General features: G+C 60.2%; 14 protein-coding genes. 6 read left to right on the top strand and 8 right to left on the bottom strand.

Features of this window, described 5'->3' with window-relative positions; translation table 11 throughout:
- A partial coding sequence (locus tag ACI2KA_RS06770; protein WP_404500417.1) for a hypothetical protein occupies positions 1-272 on the top strand: 272 nt, incomplete at its 5' end.
- Positions 273-439: 167 nt separating this feature from the next.
- Positions 440-2,386 (top strand): M23 family metallopeptidase, encoded by a 1,947-nt coding sequence (locus ACI2KA_RS06765; RefSeq protein WP_404500415.1) that lies wholly within the window; start codon positions 440-442, stop codon positions 2,384-2,386.
- Between the two features lie 92 nt (positions 2,387-2,478).
- Here ACI2KA_RS06765 and clpB read toward each other — a convergent pair whose 3' ends face one another.
- The 6 genes from clpB to ACI2KA_RS06735 all read right to left on the bottom strand — a co-directional run bounded on the left by clpB (position 2,479) and on the right by ACI2KA_RS06735 (position 12,346).
- The gene (gene clpB / locus ACI2KA_RS06760; RefSeq protein ID WP_404500413.1) at positions 2,479-5,103 is read right to left on the bottom strand and encodes an ATP-dependent chaperone ClpB; all 2,625 of its coding nucleotides are present in this window, start codon (positions 5,101-5,103) and stop codon (positions 2,479-2,481) included.
- Between the two features lie 365 nt (positions 5,104-5,468).
- Positions 5,469-6,257: a DUF4167 domain-containing protein gene (locus ACI2KA_RS06755; RefSeq protein WP_404500411.1), complete on the bottom strand. Its 789-nt coding sequence runs from the start codon at positions 6,255-6,257 to the stop codon at positions 5,469-5,471.
- A 393-nt stretch (positions 6,258-6,650) separates the two neighbouring features.
- Positions 6,651-7,520 (bottom strand): peptide chain release factor N(5)-glutamine methyltransferase, encoded by an 870-nt coding sequence (gene prmC, locus ACI2KA_RS06750; RefSeq protein ID WP_404500409.1) that lies wholly within the window; start codon positions 7,518-7,520, stop codon positions 6,651-6,653.
- On the bottom strand, positions 7,517-8,596 hold the full coding sequence (prfA, locus tag ACI2KA_RS06745; protein ID WP_404500407.1) for a peptide chain release factor 1: 1,080 nt from the start codon (positions 8,594-8,596) through the stop codon (positions 7,517-7,519). The genes prmC and prfA overlap by 4 nt, the downstream gene beginning before the upstream one ends.
- Positions 8,597-8,625: 29 nt before the next feature.
- A complete protein-coding gene (gene ptsP, locus ACI2KA_RS06740) occupies positions 8,626-10,893 on the bottom strand; it encodes a phosphoenolpyruvate--protein phosphotransferase (protein WP_404500405.1) in 2,268 nt (755 codons plus the stop codon).
- A gap of 175 nt (positions 10,894-11,068) precedes the next feature.
- Positions 11,069-12,346: an aspartate kinase gene (locus tag ACI2KA_RS06735; RefSeq protein WP_404500445.1), complete on the bottom strand. Its 1,278-nt coding sequence runs from the start codon at positions 12,344-12,346 to the stop codon at positions 11,069-11,071.
- A 390-nt stretch (positions 12,347-12,736) separates the two neighbouring features.
- Between ACI2KA_RS06735 and ACI2KA_RS06730 the strand changes: the two genes are divergently transcribed.
- A complete protein-coding gene (locus ACI2KA_RS06730) occupies positions 12,737-14,584 on the top strand; it encodes a DEAD/DEAH box helicase (protein ID WP_404500403.1) in 1,848 nt (615 codons plus the stop codon).
- Positions 14,585-14,862: 278 nt separating this feature from the next.
- Here the strand turns inward: ACI2KA_RS06730 and ACI2KA_RS06725 are convergent, their stop codons facing one another.
- On the bottom strand, positions 14,863-16,101 hold the full coding sequence (locus ACI2KA_RS06725) for a saccharopine dehydrogenase family protein (RefSeq protein WP_404500401.1): 1,239 nt from the start codon (positions 16,099-16,101) through the stop codon (positions 14,863-14,865).
- Between the two features lie 60 nt (positions 16,102-16,161).
- On the bottom strand, positions 16,162-17,259 hold the full coding sequence (gene nspC / locus ACI2KA_RS06720) for a carboxynorspermidine decarboxylase (protein WP_404500399.1): 1,098 nt from the start codon (positions 17,257-17,259) through the stop codon (positions 16,162-16,164).
- Positions 17,260-17,540: 281 nt separating this feature from the next.
- On the opposite strand from nspC, the gene ACI2KA_RS06715 reads away from it, so the two are divergent.
- From ACI2KA_RS06715 to galE, 3 genes are all read left to right on the top strand, one after another.
- A complete protein-coding gene (locus tag ACI2KA_RS06715; RefSeq protein WP_404500397.1) occupies positions 17,541-17,885 on the top strand; it encodes a YqjD family protein in 345 nt (114 codons plus the stop codon).
- Positions 17,886-17,896: 11 nt separating this feature from the next.
- Positions 17,897-18,331 carry a hypothetical protein gene (locus tag ACI2KA_RS06710; protein ID WP_404500395.1) on the top strand — a complete coding sequence of 145 codons (435 nt, stop codon included), beginning with the start codon at positions 17,897-17,899 and terminating at the stop codon, positions 18,329-18,331.
- A gap of 171 nt (positions 18,332-18,502) precedes the next feature.
- Positions 18,503-19,486 carry a UDP-glucose 4-epimerase GalE gene (gene galE / locus ACI2KA_RS06705; RefSeq protein ID WP_404500393.1) on the top strand — a complete coding sequence of 328 codons (984 nt, stop codon included), beginning with the start codon at positions 18,503-18,505 and terminating at the stop codon, positions 19,484-19,486.
- The last annotated feature ends 62 nt before the right edge of the window (positions 19,487-19,548 follow it).

Raw genomic sequence — 19,548 nt, 5'->3', positions numbered from 1 at the left:
TGATTTATTTAGAACGAAAGTCTTCGTCGCCAGCAGCGCCGCCGCCCTCGTTCAGTGAGCGGACTTATAAATCTACCGAACCAAACAAGTCAACACACCGAATTCGAAAAAATGGAGAAATTAAACAAGCTATTGAATTTAATAATCTATTTCGTTTTTTGTCGATCATTGCCCCGATAAGTCGCCATCCCCGCCAGAGTTTTGCACAGGAGAAGGGCCTCGGGACCGGCAAGACGGCTTACGCGCCTTCTTTTAGCCCGGTTCCTCCCTGATTGCTGTGTCAACGAAGCGTTAACACAGGGCCTGCCTGCGCATGTCCTTATACAGCGCGCTGCAATGTATCTGCCGATGTGTCGATGGATTTGACTCACGGCCTTGAAAGTTGCACACCTTCGCCTGAAGTTTCTGGAGAGCGTATGACCGACGGGGCACAGCCAGTATGACTGCGGATCGCAATGTGATCCGGTCGCTAGGCACGGAACCGCCAATTCTGGCGGAAGGGCGTCGTGCACCCGATCGTCGCGAGATTTCGCTGCGATGGCTTTCCGGCACGTTTCTGACCGGCATCACCTCTTCCATATTGATGGGTGTGGCCCTGTTCGCGGCCCTTGACGGCCGCCAGCAGCTCGCCATTCCAGCGGAAGCTTTTGCCAAGGCGGATATGGGCAACAACGCCACCGAAGCCGCGCGCCGCGGAACGCGCCTCATCGCACCGAATATCGCCGCCCGGCCATCCGACCGGTCGATCATGGAAGTCTCCACCGTCATCAATGACGGCGACAAGGAAGTGGTCCGCAAGGTCCCCTTCTCGCATGTGAAGATCCCGCTCGCGGCAAATTACGCCAAGCAGGACGACTATCCCGCCTTCGACCCCCTGAACATCTTCGCCAGCAATGACGACAAGGACGCGGCGGCACCGGCGCCAAGCCGCACGGGAACGATCTACGGCTCCGAAGTCGAGTCCGAAGTCAGCCTGAAAACCGTCGCCTTTCCCGTCCAGCACTCCAAATACGCCTTCGCTGGCTCCTTGAGCTTCGATGAGGTCGAGGAGGCGGTTCGATCGAACGGCTCGATCCTGACGGATGGTAACGAGCAGCTTGCCGCGCTCTATTATATCGACCCCCGCCGTTTCGATAATGACGAAGGCGATGTCGACATCACCGCCGGCCTCGCCGCGCGTGTTGTCGAACAGAATATGTCGGTCTCGACGCCGCAATCGACCTCTGTCCCGGTCAAGGAATATGCCGACGACGTGATCCCTGCCCGCCAGACCGAGACCATCGAGGCCGCCCTGTTCGGGGCCGGTTATTCGAAGGTGCAATCCTCGGAAATCGCCGGGCTGCTGTCGCCGCAAATCCAGTCGGACAATGTCGAAAGCGGCGATGTGCTGCGGGTCGGCATTATTCAGGAAGATGAAAAAAGCGACATTGTGCGCGTGAGCCTTTATCGCAAGGGCCGCCACATGGTCACAATGGCCGTGGATGACCGCAAACGTTTCATCAAGGCCAGCGAACCACCAAAACTCGATGCGGTGGCTACGGCCTTCGACAGCACGCCGGCGCCGGCGGCCGGCCGCGATCTGCCGAGCGTCTATGACGGGGTCTATCGCGCGGCTCTGGCTTACGGCATGAACCAGAGCATGGTCTCCCAGCTCATCAAGCTTCTGGCCAGCAGTGTCGATTTCCAGGCGCAACTGAAGCCCGCCGATACGCTGGAAGCCTTCTTCTCCGTCGAAGACGCGGACGGCAAGGCGACGGACAAGTCCGAACTGCTTTACGTCAACGCCAAGTTCGGCGACAACGAGACGCGTTTTTACCGCTTCCAGAACCTGGAAGACAACAGCATCGATTATTTTGACGAGAACGGCAAAAGCATCCGGCAGTTCCTGTTGCGCAATCCCGTTCCCAACGGTCGCATGACCTCCGGTTTCGGCATGCGCCGCCACCCGGTTCTGAAATTCAGCCGCATGCATACCGGTACCGACTGGGCCGCCGCCCGTGGCACGCCGATCATTGCGACCGGCAACGGTATAGTCGAAAAGGCCGGCTGGGCTTCGGGTTATGGCAACCAGACCCTGATCCGCCATGCCAATGGCTATGTGTCTTCCTATAATCACCAGAGCGCGATCGCCAAGGGGGTCACGGAAGGTGCGAAGGTAAGGCAGGGCCAGGTGATCGGTTATGTCGGATCCACCGGCCTTTCAACCGGCGCGCATCTGCATTACGAGCTGATCGTCAACGGCACCAAGGTGGATGCGATGAAGGTACGCCTGCCGGGCGGCAAGTCGCTTTCCGGCAACGCGCTGGCGCGGTTCTCCGACGAGAGAAAGCGCATCGACAATCTGCTGAACATCGACGAAAAGCCCAATCAGGTGGCGAGCCGCTAAGCAGCCGGCAATCGAGCATTTCCGGGAAAAGCGCCCTTTTGTTCCGGCCGGACCCGCCACGTAAAAGGGCTCCGTTTCCGGAGCCCTTTCGTTTATGCGGCATCGGCCGTTTCGGCCTCGGTCTCGCCCTTCGGCGGCTTCACCTTGAACAGAAGCCGGTCTGTGCCGGACGTCACCTTGACCCGCGAACCGTCCGGGACTTCACCGCCGAGGATCATTTCGGCAAGCCTGTCCTGGACCGCCTTCTGGATCACCCGCTTCAGCGGACGCGCACCATAGGCCGGATCATACCCCTTATTGGCAAGCCAGTGACGGGCATCCTCATCCAGTTCGAGCGAAATCTTGCGATCTCCCAGCAGCGAAACGAGCCGCTTCAGCTGGATGTCCACGATCGCACCCATTTCGTCGCGCCGCAGGCGGTGGAACAGGATGATATCGTCGATGCGGTTGAGGAATTCCGGTCGGAAGTGCGACCGGACCCGCTCCATCACCAGATCGCGAACCGAATCCACGTCGTCATTGTCACCCATCTGCGTCATGAATTCCGAACCGAGGTTCGAGGTCATGATGATGATGGTGTTCTTGAAATCGACGGTGCGGCCCTGGCCATCCGTGAGGCGGCCGTCGTCCAGCACCTGCAGCAGGACGTTGAACACGTCCGGATGCGCTTTCTCGATCTCGTCGAACAACACGACCTGATAGGGCCGGCGGCGAACCGCTTCCGTGAGCGCGCCGCCCTCCTCGTAACCGACATAGCCGGGAGGGGCGCCAATCAGCCGGGCAACGGAGTGTTTCTCCATATATTCCGACATGTCGAGGCGAACCATCGCGGTTTCGTCGTCGAACAGGAAGCGGGCGAGCGACTTGGTAAGCTCGGTCTTGCCCACGCCCGTCGGGCCGAGGAAGATGAACGAGCCGATCGGCCGGTTGGGATCCTGCAGGCCGGCGCGCGAACGGCGAACTGCTTTCGACACCGCCTGAACGGCCTCGCCCTGGCCGACAACGGACTTGGCAAGTTCGTCTTCCATGCGCAGCAGCTTTTCGCGCTGGCCTTCCAGCATCTTGTCAACCGGGATGCCCGTCCAGCGCGAGACGACATGGGCGATATTGTCCGCCGTCACCACTTCCTGAACCATCGAACCGACGCCGCTGTTATCCCGCGCTTCCGCCGCAGCAAGTTCCTTTTCGATGCCCGGAATGATGCCATAGGTCAACTCGCCGGCGCGCTGGAACTGACCATTGCGCTGGGCGATCGCCAGCTCGTTGCGGGCCTCGTCCAGCCGCTTCTTGAGATCGGCGGCATGGCCGAGCTTCTGCTTTTCCGCCTGCCAGCGGGCCGTCAGCGCATCTGCCTTTTCTTCCGTATCGGCCAGTTCGTCTTCGAGCTTCTTGAGGCGATCGACGGAAGACTGGTCCGTTTCCTGCTTGAGGGCCTCGCGCTCGATCTTCAGCTGAATGATGCGGCGATCCAGTTCGTCCAGTTCTTCCGGCTTGGAATCCACCTGCATGCGCAGACGCGAGGCGGCCTCGTCCATAAGGTCGATGGCCTTGTCGGGCAGGAAGCGGTCGGTGATGTAGCGGTTGGAAAGCGTCGCAGCCGCAACCAGGGCCGAATCCGAGATGCGGACCTTGTGATGCTGTTCGTATTTTTCCTTCAGGCCGCGCAGGATCGAGATCGTGTCCTCCACGGTCGGCTCATCCACCAGCACGGGCTGGAAACGGCGGGCAAGGGCCGGGTCTTTCTCGACATGCTTGCGGTACTCATCGAGCGTGGTGGCGCCGACGCAGTGCAACTCGCCGCGGGCAAGAGCGGGCTTCAGGAGGTTGGATGCATCCATTGCGCCATCGGCCTTGCCGGCGCCGACCAGCGTGTGCATCTCGTCGATGAACAGGATGATACCGCCATCTTCGGCCTGCACTTCATTGAGCACGGCCTTCAGGCGCTCTTCGAATTCACCGCGATATTTCGCGCCGGCGATCAGCGCGCCCATATCGAGCGCCATCAGCTTCTTGTCCTTCAGGCTTTCAGGCACGTCGCCATTGACGATGCGCAGCGCAAGGCCTTCGGCGATCGCCGTTTTACCGACGCCCGGTTCACCGATCAGCACGGGATTGTTCTTGGTGCGGCGCGACAGGACCTGGATGGTGCGACGAATTTCGTCGTCACGGCCGATCACCGGGTCAAGCTTACCTTCGCGAGCCTCTTCCGTCAGGTCACGCGCAAACTTCTTCAGCGCGTCAAAGCCCTGTTCGGCATTGGCGCTGTCGGCCGTGCGGCCCTTGCGGATATCGTTGATGGCCTGATTGAGCGCCTGTGCGGTCGCACCCGCCTTTTTCAGGGAAGCCGACGTGGAAGCGGAAGTTTCAATCGCAAGCGCCTGCAGAAGGCGCTCGACGGTGACGAAGCTGTCGCCGGCCTTCTTGGCAAGGTCTTCCGCCGTCGAAAACACCTTGGCAAGCGGCGCCGTGAGCGCCAGGCCGCCATTGCCGCCGGAAACCTTGGGCAATTTCGCCAGCGCCGCGTCATTGGCAAGACGCGCTTCTTTCGCGTTGCCGCCGGCACGCTCGATCAGCGATGCCGCCATGCCCTGCTCGTCATCAAGCAGAACCTTCAGAACATGTTCGGGGGAAAACTGCTGGTGGTTCTCCGCCAGTGCAAAAGTCTGCGCCGACTGCAGGAAACCGCGAACGCGCTCAGAGTATTTATCAATATTCATAATCGAACCTCCATAGACCGGCCCGCCCGCTTTCGGCACAGATCCGGGTGTTAGGGTTGAGGCTCCCTCAAAAGGCAAGCCCCGCTACGACAGCCGTGTTTTAAGGATTTCACGATCGCCGCCTCTTGAAGACCGGTTGCCGGCGAATGCGGCATCCGTCCTTCCTGCACGAATATGGGAGGCATTTTCATTGGTTTAAAGGGGGAGGAAATCCTCCATCCGGGAAATTTTCACCTGACATGACCGGCGTCAATTCCGCGCTGCGGCCAAGCCCGGGCGACAGCCCGTCTCTCATCGATCATCAAAAACAAAAAACTCCGGCAAGCCGGAGTTTTTCAATCGCGTAGCTGATTTGCGAACGCTGCTTATTCAGCGGCATTCTCAAGCGTGGCAGCGGGAGCCTCTTCACCGGCTGGGGCATCCTCGCCCCCGGCACCTTCCGCAGCGGCGGCGCGGCGCGGACGGCGCGGACGCGGACCCGCTGCCCGGCGTGCCTTGGGCGCACGTTCCGCCGGAGCTTCCGCCTGCTGCTCTTCCTCGACGGCCACTTCCATGGGCGTGCCTTCGATGACCGGCTGGGGCGCCTGGCTGGCGTCGTAGACCGGCGGCTGCTGTTCGGCGGCGACCTGCGGCTGGCGCGGCTGACGCTCCTGCCGTTCGCGACGGTCAGGACGCTCGCGGCGCTCCTGATGCTGCTCGTTCCTGTCGGCGCGCTCATGGCGTTCGGGTTGCGGCGCGCGCTCGGCCTGTTCGGCCTGCTGCTGCGGCACAACGACGCCATCGTCGCCGTCATTCACATCCATATCGTCGGCATCGGCGGCGTTGTAGTCGCCGCGATCGTCGCGCTGGAAGCGTTCCTGCATCTGGGCCTGGGCCGAAGCGATGATGCGGTTGTAATGTTCAGCGTGCTGCAGATAGTTTTCAGCGATCACGCGGTCGCCCGAACTCTGCGCGTCGCGCGCCAGCGCCGCATATTTTTCCGCTATGTGCTGGGCTGTGCCACGGATTTTAACATCGGGACCGGAACTGTCATAAGTCCTGGTGAGCGGATTGCCGCCCTTGCGGTTGAAGTTGTTATTGTTACCGCCACCATTATTATTATTGTTGTTGTTTCCACGCCCCCGGCCGCGCTTGTTTTGCTGTCCTGGCCTCATCAATTGCTCACCTGAATTCTGTTTTGCTGACAATCTGGTTGTTTTCATGCAATTCCGGGCGGAAAACCGCTGGAAATTTTTCCTGAAATTGCTCCATCACGCGCCTTGCCGAGACAACCCGGACAAGACCTCGCGTATGACGACCGGCCGCGCAAATGCTGCACCGAGCCGCCTGCGAACAAAGTTTACTGATTCACATGCCGGAAACGCCCAGCCTTTCAGGGCTCTCAAAAGAACCCGCTTCGGGACTGACCCATACCCTGACGAATCTCAGTTCGTCCTCAGCCACCCGGCATGTGGCCGCAAACTATCCCGCTTCCTGCGGAAATCCAAGCCTTTTCTTTTGCTGTGCAAAATATCCTTGCAAAAAATCCGCAGACATGTCGCCGACAATTATCTCCGGAACGTCAAAACTCTGTCGTTACCGCCATAATCCTTCACGGCATCGAGAAGAGAAAAGCCGTAAGACGCAAATATAGCGGAAACATCAAGCCTTTGATCGAAGCCGATCTCCACACCAACAATCCCGTTTTCCACAAGAAAGCGGCCGGCGTCGGCGGCGATGAGGCGGTACGGTGCAAGGCCGTCCTGACCTCCATCCAGCGCCGCCATCGGGTCGTGATAACGAACCTCCGGGTCGAGCGTTGCGACGATATCCGTTCTTATATAGGGCGGATTCGACACAATTATGTCAAAACCGCCGGAAATTTTTTCAAACCAGTCGCTGCATATGGTTTGGAAACGCGCCCCAAGACCGTTACGAGCGGCATTTCTGGCCGCCGTCTCCAGCGCCCCCACGGAAATGTCACTGCCGATGCCGCTGGCTTGCGGACATTCCTTCAAAAGCGCCAGACAGATCGCCCCCGTGCCCGTGCCCAGGTCCAGAATGCGGGCGCTGCCCTTGGCGGAAACGGCTTTTTTCAGCGCCGGCAGCAGCGTGTCGACCAGAACTTCTGTATCCGGCCGAGGCTCCAGCGTCTCCTTCGACAAAAGAAGATCAAGGCCATGAAACTCCCGGTGGCCGAGAATGCGGTGAACGGGTTCGCCATTGGCCCGCCTGTCGATCATGGCGGCGATACGGGCATTTTCTTCTGCGCTGACGGGCCGATCAGGCTTCATCACGAAATCGGCCAATGAAAAATCGACGACCTCGGCAATCAGCAGGCGCGCATCGAGAAGCGGATCGGCGACAGCCGCCGCCTGAAGCCTCTTGCGGGCGGCGGCAAGCACGCTTGCGACACTTGCTTCAGCCGCCGTGCTCAAAGCTGCTCGCCAAGCTGCGCCAGCTGGCCGGCCTGGTAATCGGCGATCAGCGCATCGACGAGTTCATCGATCTCGCCTTCGATCATGCGGTCGAGTTTGTAGAGCGTGAGGTTGATGCGATGATCGGTGACGCGCCCCTGCGGAAAATTATAGGTGCGGATGCGCTCCGAACGGTCACCGGAACCGACCTGGCTCCTGCGGTCGGCGGAACGTTCGCTCTCCGCCTTCTGGCGCTCGATGTCATAAAGGCGCGAGCGCAGGACCTGCATCGCCTTGGCGCGGTTCTGGTGCTGCGACTTTTCCGAACTGGTGACGATCAATCCCGTCGGAAGATGGGTGATGCGAACCGCGGAGTCGGTGGTGTTGACGTGCTGGCCGCCCGCGCCCGAAGCGCGCATCGTATCGATGCGGATATCTTCCGGGCGGATGTCGATATCGATATCTTCCGCTTCCGGCAGAACCGCGACGGTGGCGGCAGACGTGTGGATGCGGCCGCTCGCTTCCGTTTCCGGCACACGCTGTACCCGGTGCACCCCGGATTCGAATTTCAGCTTGGAGAACACCCCTCGCCCGGTGATCGTGGCGATGATTTCCTTGTAACCGCCCGCTTCGCCCTCGCTGGCGGAAAGCACTTCCACCTTCCAGCCCTTGGTTGAGGCAAAGCGCTCATACATGCGAAACAGATCGCCGGCGAACAACGCCGCCTCGGAACCGCCGGTGCCGGCGCGGATTTCAAGGATCGCGCTTTTTTCATCCGCCGCGTCTTTCGGCAGCAACAGGACCTGCATGTCCTTTTCGAGTTCGCCGATGCGGGTCTCGATCTCCGGCAGCTCCATTTCCGCCAGATCGCGCATATCCTTGTCGGTCGTCCTGTCGGAAAGCAGCGCTTCCAGATCGGCTGCCTCGGAAACCGCCTTTTCGTAGTCGCGGATTTTCTTCACCACCGGCTCAAGCTCGGAATATTCCGACGCAAGCTTCACATAGACATCTGCCGCCGGGCCGGCCGACATGCGCGCTTCGATCTCACCGAAACGTCTTTCCAATTCGCGCATTTTTTCGACGGGAAGCTTCGCCACCAGTCACTCCAATAATGAAACAGGTCTTTTTAAATGGGAATGGAATGCGTCGCGGCGAAGCGTAACAACACCTCGCGCGCGCTTTCCAGCGAATTGTGATCGTCCAGCGCCGCGTTCAGCTCTTCGGCAAGGCTTGCGGCATCGAGCCCCAGCAGCATGGCCTTAACCGGACCGATCGCCGTCGGCGACATGGAGACCGAACGGAAACCAAGCCCGATCAGCGCCATGGCCGAAAGCGGCTTGCTTGCCATCTCACCGCACAATGTCACCGAGGTATGGTGTCTTTCACCGGCACGCACGATATCACGCAAAATACGCAGGAACGGCTTGCCGAGATTGTCGAAACGATCCGAAACACGCGCATTGCCGCGATCGACCGCCATCGAGAACTGGAACAGGTCGTTCGAACCGACGGAGACGAAATCCACCTCCTGCATCAGCTCATCAAGCTGCCACATCAGGGACGGCACTTCCAGCATCGCGCCGAATTGCAGCTTTTTCGGCAACGCATGGCTGAACTTGGAAAGATGCTGCACTTCCTTCTGCAACAGGTCACGCGCGGCGCGGATTTCGGACACTTCCGTCACCATCGGCAACATCATGCGCAGTTCAGCACCGGAGGCGGCGCGCAACAGCGCGCGCATCTGCGTGCGCATCAGGCCCGGCCGGTCGAGTGACAGGCGGATCGCCCGCCAGCCCAGCGCCGGATTTTCCTCTTCCTGGCCGCGCATATAGGAAACGACCTTGTCGCCGCCGATATCCAGCGTGCGGAAGGTGACGCTCTTGCCCTTCGCCTGGCGCAGAACGGAGCGGTAGAATGCCTCCTGCTCCTCGCCCTTCGGCATGTTGGAGGCAATCATGAATTGCAGCTCGGTGCGGAACAGGCCAATGCCGTCGGCGCCGGATTCCTCGAGCTGCGGCAGGTCGACCAGAAGACCCGCATTCATCTTGAGATTGACCTTCTGGCCATCCTTGGTGACCGGCTCGACATTGCGCAGCGCGCGGAACTGCTCCTGCCGCCGGGCACGCAGGCGCACCTTTTCTTCATAGGCCCGCTGCAGGTCCGACATGGGGCGCAGATGCACCTGGCCGTCATCGCCATCGATGATGATGGGATCGTTGTTTTCGGCCAGCGCGACGATGCCCGTCGCCTGCCCGATGATCGGAATGCCCATGGCACGCGCGACGATGACGACATGGCTTGTCACCGCGCCGTCTTCCAGCACCAGCCCGCGCAGTTTTTCGCGCGGATAATCCAGCAATTCGGCCGCGCCCATGGCGCGCGCAAGCACGATGGCGTCGAGCGGGAAATCCTGCTCGGGACCACGACCGCCGAAACCGATCAGCTGCCGCAGCAGCCGGTTGGCGAGATCGTCGAAATCATGCATGCGTTCACGCAGATAAGGGTCGGTCAGGCGCATCATGCGCGCCTTGGTGTCGCTCTGCACCTTTTCGACCGCCGCTTCCGCCGTCAGGCCGTTGCGGATCGCCTCTTCCATGCGCCGCACCCAGCCCTGATCATGGGCGAACATGCGATAGGTTTCCAGAACCTCGCGGTGTTCGCCTTCGGTCGGCACGTCGCGGCGCTGCAACATGTCATCGATGGAGAGCCTGAGCGAGCCGATGGCATCGGCAAGCCGGCGGATTTCCGTATCGGCATCTTCATTGAGCAGATTGGTGACGACGATGCGGGGATCGTGCAGCACGACATGGCCAAGACCGATGCCTTCGCCATAGGCGTCGCCGTCGATGGAGACGGCGCGCGTCAGGTCCAGCTCCACGCCGGGGCGTGTGATCTTCTTCAACTCGCCGCTCGCCACTATTTCAGCGATAAGCATCGCGGTTGTCTCGAGCGCTTCAACTTCATCCTCCCGGTACGTTCGGCTGGCCTTGTTCTGGACCACAAGAACGCCAAGAGTGCGACCGGAGCGCAAAATCGGCACGCCGAGGAAGGAATGATAAATTTCCTCACCCGTTTCAGGAAGATAGCGGAAAGCGGGATGCGCCTGCGCATCGGAAAGATTGAGCGGCTGGGCGGAGGCGGCGATGGTGCCGACAAGACCCTGCCCCATTTTCAGCTGGGCAAGATGCACGGCATCCTTGTTGAGACCTTCGGTGGCGTAAAGTTCCAGCACGCTGTCGGAGCGCAGCACATAGACCGAGCAAACCTCCGCCACCATGTTGCTGGCAATCTGACGGACGATCTGGTCCAGACGCTCCTGCGGCTCAAGGTGCTCCGCCATCATTTCGCGCAGCCGCTTGAGCAGGACGCGCGGACCTGCGGAAAGGTCTCTCATCGCGTTTGCTCCCCGACGCTTCCGATCCGAATGTCATAATATTCGGGAATCGAAACGTCATTTAAAAATTTATAGCGCGAGAAGCGCGTCCCGCAAGGGACACGCTTTCATGAAACGCCACATCGGAAGAACGCAACCCCGAAGAATCGGAGCATCGGAAACCGATGTCTCGAATTCAAGCCTTATCGAGACCGTAGGCGGAATGCAAAGTGCGAACGGCAAGTTCGGCATAGGCGCCGTCGATCAGGATCGAAATCTTGATCTCCGACGTGGTGATCGCCTTGATGTTGATGTTCTTCTCGGCAAGCGCCTTAAACGCGCTGGCGGCAACGCCGGCGTGGCTGCGCATGCCGATACCGATGACCGAAACCTTGGCAAGACCCGTCTCGTTCTGCGCGACGTCGAAGCCGATCTGGGCCTTGTTGTCGTCGAGAACCTTGAGCGCCTTGGCAACGTCACCCGAAGGAACGGTGAAGGTCATGTCGGTGCGCGAGCCGTCTTCGGAGATGTTCTGCACGATCATGTCGACATTGATATGCGCTTCCGCGAGCGGTCCGAAGATCGCGGCGGAAACGCCCGGACGGTCGGCCACGCGGCGCAGCGAGATCTGTGCTTCATCCTTGGCATAGGCGATGCCGGTTACGACTTCCTGTTCCACGATTTCATCCTCGTCACAAATCAAAGTACCGGGCGGGTTGATGAGGTCGCCCATGCCCGGCGCATCGGGATCCTCGAAACTGGAGCGAACGAAGGTGCGCACCTTGTGTACCATGGCAAGCTCGACCGAGCGAACCTGCAGAACCTTCGCGCCGAGAGAGGCCATTTCGAGCATTTCCTCGAAGGCGATCTTCTTCATGCGGCGAGCCTTGGGCTCGATGCGCGGATCGGTGGTGTAGACGCCGTCGACATCGGTATAGATGTCGCAACGGTCCGCCTTGACGGCTGCGGCAATGGCGACGGCCGAGGTGTCCGAGCCGCCGCGACCGAGTGTCGCGATGCGATTATCCGGGCCGATGCCCTGGAAACCGGCAACGACGGCCACCTGTCCTTCGCCCATGCGGTGAACGATATCCGAACCGTCAATCTCGAGGATACGGGCGGCGCCATGCGCATTGTCGGTGCGGATCGGAATCTGCCAGCCCTGCCAGGAGCGCGCATTGATGCCCATGGACTGTAGGGTGATCGCCAGCAGGCCCGAAGTGACCTGCTCGCCGGATGCGACAACCGCGTCATATTCGCGCGCATCATAAAAAGAGGCGGCGTTGGTGCCTGCCACTTTCGCAGCATTCTGCACCCAGTCCACCAGCTCGTTGGTTTTGCCGGACATGGCGGAAACGACCACGGCCACTTCATGGCCGGCATCCACTTCGCGTTTCACATGCCGCGCGACATTGTGAATGCGTTCGAGGTTCGCGACGGACGTGCCGCCGAATTTCATGACAATGCGAGCCATAGCCTTGACCAGTACCATCCCATTTTCCCGCCGGCTCGTTCAAGGAGCGGACGGACAAGAACAAACCCAGTCGGCCCTTCCTGACAAAGAGCCTCAAGTTGCGGGTCTCTTAGCGAAAAGGCGGGGGGCACGCAATGCCGTTTATGAACCATGCGGTACGCCTTTTTCGGCAGCGCCGGCCGCGAACAATGGCGGATGAAAACGACGGCGGCATAAAGTACCCGTAAAAGAGCGTACCGCAGTGCACTGTACAAACCGGCCCATTCGCAGTATGAGCGCGGCAATGCAACCGGCCAGATGGCCGAAATGGCCCGTATCGGCTGCCCCGGAGACTTTAGGACCTATTGGTTTCGGGCGGATGCGGGCAGCTTCATATCCGAAAGACGGTAGATGACAGACACCCAGGGTATCGCCCCGGCGATCGCGCAGGCGTTGGAAAAACGCGGCTATAAAGACTTGACCCCCGTGCAGAAGGCCATGCTTGCGCCGGAACTGGCCGAAAAGGACGCGCTGGTTTCCGCGCAGACCGGTTCCGGCAAGACGGTTGCCTTCGGCATAGCACTGGCGCCGACGCTTCTGCCGGAAAATGGCCGCTTCGGTCAGGCTTCCGCGCCGCTGGCGCTGGCCATCGCGCCGACCCGCGAACTGGCCATGCAGGTGAAGCGCGAACTGGAATGGCTTTACGAATTTGCCGGCGTCTCCATCGCCTCCTGCGTCGGCGGCATGGATATCCGCAACGAGCGCCGGGCGCTGGAGCGTGGCGCCCACATCGTCGTCGGCACCCCCGGCCGTCTGTGCGACCACATCAAGCGCGGCGCGCTTGATCTCTCCTCGATCCGCGCCGTGGTGCTGGACGAGGCGGACGAGATGCTCGATCTCGGCTTCCGCGAGGATCTGGAATTCATTCTGGAGGAATCCCCGGAAACCCGCCGCACCCTGATGTTCTCGGCCACCGTGCCGCGCAGCATCGCCAAGCTGGCCGAAAGCTACCAGAAAAATGCCGTGCGCATCGCCACCGCTTCCGAACAGAAGCAGCATGTGGATATCGAATATCGCGCCATGCTGGTAACGCCCGCCGACCGCGAGAACGCCATCATCAATGCGCTGCGTTTTTACGAAGCCCGCAACGCCATCGTTTTCTGCTCCACCCGTGCAGCGGTGAACCATCTGACGGCGCGCCTGAACAATCGCGGCTTTGCCGTTGTTGCTCTCTCCGGCGAACTCACCCAGAACGAGCGCACCCACGCATTGCAGGCCATGCGCGACGGCCGCGCCCGCGTCTGCGTGGCGACCGATGTTGCCGCCCGCGGCATCGACCTGCCGGGTCTCGAACTCGTCATCCATGCCGACCTGCCGACCAATTCCGAAACGCTTCTGCACCGCTCCGGCCGTACCGGCCGCGCCGGTCAGAAGGGCGTCAGCGCCGTCATCGTACCGGTCAACCAGCGCCGCAAGGCCGAGCGCCTGCTGGACGGCGCCAAGGTCAGCCCGGCATGGGTCCATCCGCCTGCGGCCGAAGAGATCGTCGAGCGCGACGGCGCCCGTCTGCTCGCCGATCCGTCGCTCACCGAGGCCGTGGCCGAGGACGAGCGCGATTTCGTCACCAGGCTGCTCGAACAGCATGGTGCGGAAAAGGTCGCCGCCGCCTTCGTACGCCTCTACCACGCCGGACGCTCCGCACCGGAAGACATCACCGAAGTCTCGCTGGACAACAGCCGCAAGCCGCGCCGTGACAGTTTCGAGACGGTCGAGAACAATGCGCCGCGCCGCGAACGCTCCGATTTCGCCGACAGCGCCTGGTTTTCGCTGTCCGTCGGCCGCAAGCAGAGCGCCGAACCGCGCTGGCTGATCCCCATGCTCTGCCGTTTCGGCAAGATCACCCGCCAGGATATCGGCGCGATCCGCATGCAGCAGACGGAAACCTTCGTGGAACTGGCGGCCGATGCCGTCGACCGTTTCACCTCGGCCATCGGCAAGGACATGACGCTCGAAAAGGGCATTCGCCTGAAGGCGCTGGAAGGCAAGCCGGAAATGACCGGCGGCTTCCGCGAAGACACGCGCCCGGCCAAGGCGCAGCGGAAATTCAGCAAGTCGGACAATGCGAGCGGCCCCCGCGATGACCGCAAGGGCGACGACAAGCCCTGGAAGAAGAAAAAGCCCTTTGGCGACAAGCCGAAATACGAGGGCAAGAAGGACAAGCCTTTCGAGAAGCGTGGGCCGAAGCCCACGAAGGGCTAAGGGTTACTCGGGTCCCGTTCAGGCGAGGCTCTGGATCGCCGGCAAGATTTCTGCCGTCATGCCGGCCTTGAGCCGGCATCCAGCCACGGTGCGTCTGCACCGTGAAAAGATTCTCTCGCGATCAAGGACTTGATCGCGCTGGACCCCGGATTAAATCCGGGGTGACAGTGAGGGTGCTACAACTTCGCCAAACTGTTCGGTCGAAAAACTGGTCAGCAACAAAAAGCCCCGCTTTCGCGGGGCTTTTATTTTGTCTCAACTTCTCAAAACGTCTGCGCTCAGAACTCCAGCGCGCGGTCGCCGTTTTCGTCCTTGATGCGGTTCGGAAGGCCGATCTTGTTCAGGATGTTCAGGAACGGCTTCGGCGGCAGCTCTTCCACATTGGCCATCTGCCTCACATCCCATTCGCCGGTGGCGATCAGCATGGCAGCGGCGACCGGCGGAACGCCGGCGGTGTAGGAAATGCCCTGCGAGCCGACTTCTTCGTAAGCTTCCTTATGGTCGGCCACGTTGTAGATGAAGACTTCGCGCTCCTTGCCGTCCTTGATACCCTTGACGATATCGCCGATGCAGGTCTTGCCGACATAATCGGGCGCCAGCGAAGACGGATCGGGCAGCACGGCCTTGACCACCTTCAGCGGCACGACTTCGAGACCTTCGGCCGTCTTGACCGGCTTTTCGGACAAAAGGCCGAGGTTCTTCAGCACGGTGAAGACGTTGATGTAGTGATCGCCGAAGCCCATCCAGAAACGCACATCCGCACCGTCCATGTTCTTGGACAGCGAATGCACTTCATCGTGACCCGTCATATAGGCCTTCTGCTTGCCGACGACCGGCAGGTCGAATTCCTGGCCGACTTCGAACATCTGGTTCGTCTGCCACGCACCCTTCTGCCAGGAGTAAACGACGCCGGTGAATTCGCGGAAGTTGATTTCCGGATCGAAATTGGTCGAGAACCAGCGGCCGTGGCTGCCGGCATTGATATCGACGATATCGACCGAGGTGACCTTGTCGAAATAGTCATCCTTGGCGAGACGCGCATAGGCGTTGACCACGCCCGGGTCGAAACCGACGCCGAGAATGGCGGTAATGCCCTTTTCCTTGCACTCTTCAGCGCGCTTCCACTCGTAGTTTCCATACCACGGCGGCGTCTCGCAAATCTTGGTCGGATCCTCGTGGATCGCCGTATCCATATAGGCAACACCCGTGTCCATGCAGGCACGAAGAACGGACATGTTGACGAAAGCCGAACCGACATTGATGACGATTTCCACGCCGGTTTTTTTGATCAAGGCTTTCGTCGCCTCGATATCCATCGCGTCAAGCGCATGGGCCTCAAGTTTCACATCTGTCTTGAGGCTCTTCTTTTCGCGTACGGACTCGACAATCTTGCGGCACTTTTCCAAAGTCCGTGACGCAATATGAATGTCTCCCAATACATCGCTGTTCTGGGCGCATTTATGCGCCACGACCTGTGCTACGCCACCGGCGCCGATGATCAGAACGTTCTTCTTCATTTCAGGTGATGCCTCCTTTTCCCCGCAGGGATGAGCTTCGTTTCATGTTAAAAACAGGGTTTAAGACAGGCTTTGCTCGAAATCGGCAAAGTCGAATTCACGAACGGCGCGCACGGTGCCGTCGAGTTCCTTGATGGCGATCGCCGGCATCTTCACGCCGTTGAACCAGTTCTTCTTGACCATGGTGTAGCCGGCGGCATCCTGGAAAGAGATACGGTCACCGACCTTCAGCTCCTTGTCGAAGCGGAAATCGCCGAAAATATCGCCGGCGAGGCAGGACTTGCCGCAGACCATGTAGGGGTGCTCGCCCTCGTTCGGCGACACCTTGGCGCTTTCGCGGTAGATCAGGAGATCGAGCATATGCGCTTCGATGGAGCTGTCGACGATGGCCAGATTCTTGCCGTTGAACAGCGTATCGAGAACCGTCACTTCCAGCGTCGTGCTCTTCGTAATCGAGGCTTCACCCGGCTCCAGATAGACCTGCACGCCGTATTTTTCCGAAAACGCCGCCAAGCGGTCGCAGAACTGGTCGAGCGGATAATTGTCGCCGGTGAAGTGGATGCCGCCGCCGAGGCTCACCCATTCGGCGCGCGACAGCAGCGATCCGAATTTTTCCTCGATCTGCGTCAACATCCGGTCGAACAGCGAAAAATCGCTGTTTTCGCAATTGTTATGGATCATGAAGCCGGAAATGCGGTCCATGACCTTGTCGACCTTGGCGACATCCCACTCGCCCAGCCGGCTGAACGGGCGCGCAGGATCGGCAAGATCGAAGCTTGAAGAGCTGACCTGCGGATTGAGGCGAAGGCCACGGGTGATGCTGGAAGCCCTGTCGGCGAAACGCTCAAGCTGCCCGATCGAGTTGAAGATGATCTTGTCGGCATTCGCAATCACCTCGTCGATTTCGTAATCGGCGTAGGCGACGGAATAGGCATGGGTCTCGCCACCGAATTTCTCGCGGCCGAGACGCACCTCGTAAAGCGAGGAGGAGGTGGTGCCGTCCATATATTGCGACATGAAATCGAACACGGACCATGTGGCAAAGCACTTCAGCGCCAAAAGCGCCTTGGCGCCGGATTTTTCCCGCACATAGGCAATCTTCTCCATGTTGCGGAGAAGTTTTGTCTTGTCGATGAGATAATAGGGCGTCTGGAGCATGTCGTTTCACATATTGATTGAAGTCAAGGTACGTCTCGATGATGGGCCTTATAGGATGCTTGTGACAGGAAAACAAATGTCCGGCGCCGAATTCCTGCAAAATCGCCCCCGAGCCGAAATGCCTGTGAAGAAAACACCTTCCCTTGCGGAACCAAGCCGGCATGGGCGCGTTTGAATGACGGACAGGCGGGTGTTCGGCCGCCGTAACGAAGGTTCGTGAACGGCGGCAGTCTGTAACATGCCGCCATTTCCATCAACGATGTTCAGGAAGGACTTCACCTATGGCAAGCGTGCGTAGCAGCGTGAATGACAAGATCCAGCAATCCCTCGAAAACGGTGATGCAGCCGATGTCGCGGCGCAGCTCGCCCAGCTTCGCGAAGATCTGGCAAATCTTGCCAAGAGCGTAAAAGCGCTTGGCGTCGGCGCGTCGCATGAATTGAAAGCCCAGGCCGCCCGCGTCGCCGACGACGCCCTGACCGCTTCCGGCGAGATGGCCGAGAGCGTCCGCAGCGAAATCTCCACGCTCAACGACAATCTGACCGATCAGGTTCAGAAAAATCCGCTCCAGTCCCTCGGCATCGCCGTCGGTGTCGGCTTCGTGCTTGCCCTTCTGACACGTCGATAAGGCGTCCGCTCATGCTTGAGGCATTGCTGGTCTATCTGGGAGAGACCCAGCGAGAGGGGCGCGTGGTCACGCGGCGTCTGCGCGCCACCATCATTCTCTGGGTGTTGACCGCGATATTTTTCTTGATCGCCTTTGTCGCCGCGGTGGTGGCGGGCTCCATCTATCTCGCCCATCATGTTGGGGCAGGCCCGGCGGCACTTGTTGTTGCCGGCTCGGCCTTCCTGCTCGGCGTCATCATGCTGGTGGCGCTGGCGATCGTCAAACGTCCAAGGGCCTATGCCGCAAGACCGGTGGCGCCGCTGACGGCGGCTCCGCTCACTGCGGCACCCTTGGCCCTGCAATCGCTGCTGACGCTGGCCATTCAGGCGCGGCCCTATGCAACGCTTGCTGTCGCTGCTGCCGCCGGTTTTCTCGCCACCCGCGCCGGTACGAAAAAGCCCAAGTAATTTCTTGGCGACATCACAGGGCAAACCGCGCATCCAGAGCATGGATGCGCGGTTTTTTTTATGTTACCCGCGAAGGATAGATTGGTTGACGGCATCCCGTGCCACGCCGCCCTTATTTGAACAAAGTGACATACAGTCTCGGCGCGTCCGTAATTTTCTGAAAGGCGATTGATGAAGAAGAAAGTCCTTGTCGTCGGCGGTGCCGGCTATATCGGTTCGCACACCTGCCTTCTCCTGTCTGAGCGAGGATATGAACCGGTCGTTTTCGACAATCTCTCCAACGGGCACGAGGAATTCGTCCGCTGGGGACCCTTCGAACAGGGCGATATCCGCGACCGGGCGCGGCTCGACGAGGTTTTCGCCAAACACCGGCCGGAAGCCGTCCTGCATTTCGCCGCGCTGATCGAGGTCGGCGAATCGGTGAAGCAGCCCGTCGCCTTTTACGACAACAACGTCATCGGCTCGCTCAACCTGCTTTCCGCCGCCATCGATGCCGGCGTGACCGCCTTCGTGTTTTCCTCCACCTGCGCCACCTACGGATTGCCCGAACAGGTGCCGATCGACGAGACGCACCGTCAGGCGCCGATCAACCCCTATGGCCGCACCAAATGGGTGGTGGAGCAGGCGCTGAAGGATTACAGCACCTATAAGGGGCTGCGCTCGGTGATGCTGCGTTACTTCAATGCCGCCGGCGCGGACTTCGAAGGCCGCATCGGAGAATGGCACAAGCCGGAAACCCATGCGATCCCGCTCGCCATCGAGGCGGCACTCGGCCGGCGTCAGGGCTTCAAGGTGTTCGGCACGGATTACGACACGCGCGACGGCACCTGCGTGCGCGACTATATCCACATTCTCGACCTTGCCGACGCGCATGTGCGGGCCGTGGACTATCTGCTGGCCGGCGGGCAGACCGTGGAACTCAATCTCGGCACCGGCACCGGCACCACGGTGAAGGAACTGCTGGCGGCAATTTCCGAAGTTTCCGGCCGCCCCTTCCCCGTCGAATATGCCGGACGGCGCGACGGCGATTCCACCACCCTCGTCGCCAATAACGACAAGGCGAAGGAGGTTCTCGGCTGGGAACCGCGTTATTCGCTGTCGGATATCATCAAATCCGCCTGGGCGTGGCATTCCTCGCGCAACGCCGGCGACTGAACGGCATCGGCTGTGCAGACAAAAAGACACCGGCCTCTGGCCGGTGTCTCCCGCGGGACAGC

Source organism: Agrobacterium sp. NPDC089420, from assembly GCF_044900305.1.
In the GTDB taxonomy this organism is placed as follows: Bacteria; Pseudomonadota; Alphaproteobacteria; order Rhizobiales; family Rhizobiaceae; genus Agrobacterium.
The sequence above is the reverse complement of the archived record's forward strand: the minus strand, read 5'-3'. Positions and strand labels throughout refer to the sequence as shown.

What these genes read in the sequence shown, in the direction of transcription:
- ACI2KA_RS06765 (WP_404500415.1), top strand. Translation starts at nt 440, where the DNA reads ATGACTGCGGATCGCAATGTGATCCGGTCGCTAGGCACGGAACCGCCA.
- clpB (WP_404500413.1), bottom strand. Translation starts at nt 5,103, where the DNA reads ATGAATATTGATAAATACTCTGAGCGCGTTCGCGGTTTCCTGCAGTCG.
- ACI2KA_RS06755 (WP_404500411.1), bottom strand. Translation starts at nt 6,257, where the DNA reads ATGAGGCCAGGACAGCAAAACAAGCGCGGCCGGGGGCGTGGAAACAAC.
- ptsP (WP_404500405.1), bottom strand. Translation starts at nt 10,893, where the DNA reads ATGAGAGACCTTTCCGCAGGTCCGCGCGTCCTGCTCAAGCGGCTGCGC.
- ACI2KA_RS06735 (WP_404500445.1), bottom strand. Translation starts at nt 12,346, where the DNA reads ATGGCTCGCATTGTCATGAAATTCGGCGGCACGTCCGTCGCGAACCTC.
- ACI2KA_RS06730 (WP_404500403.1), top strand. Translation starts at nt 12,737, where the DNA reads ATGACAGACACCCAGGGTATCGCCCCGGCGATCGCGCAGGCGTTGGAA.
- ACI2KA_RS06725 (WP_404500401.1), bottom strand. Translation starts at nt 16,101, where the DNA reads ATGAAGAAGAACGTTCTGATCATCGGCGCCGGTGGCGTAGCACAGGTC.
- nspC (WP_404500399.1), bottom strand. Translation starts at nt 17,259, where the DNA reads ATGCTCCAGACGCCCTATTATCTCATCGACAAGACAAAACTTCTCCGC.
- ACI2KA_RS06715 (WP_404500397.1), top strand. Translation starts at nt 17,541, where the DNA reads ATGGCAAGCGTGCGTAGCAGCGTGAATGACAAGATCCAGCAATCCCTC.
- ACI2KA_RS06710 (WP_404500395.1), top strand. Translation starts at nt 17,897, where the DNA reads ATGCTTGAGGCATTGCTGGTCTATCTGGGAGAGACCCAGCGAGAGGGG.
- galE (WP_404500393.1), top strand. Translation starts at nt 18,503, where the DNA reads ATGAAGAAGAAAGTCCTTGTCGTCGGCGGTGCCGGCTATATCGGTTCG.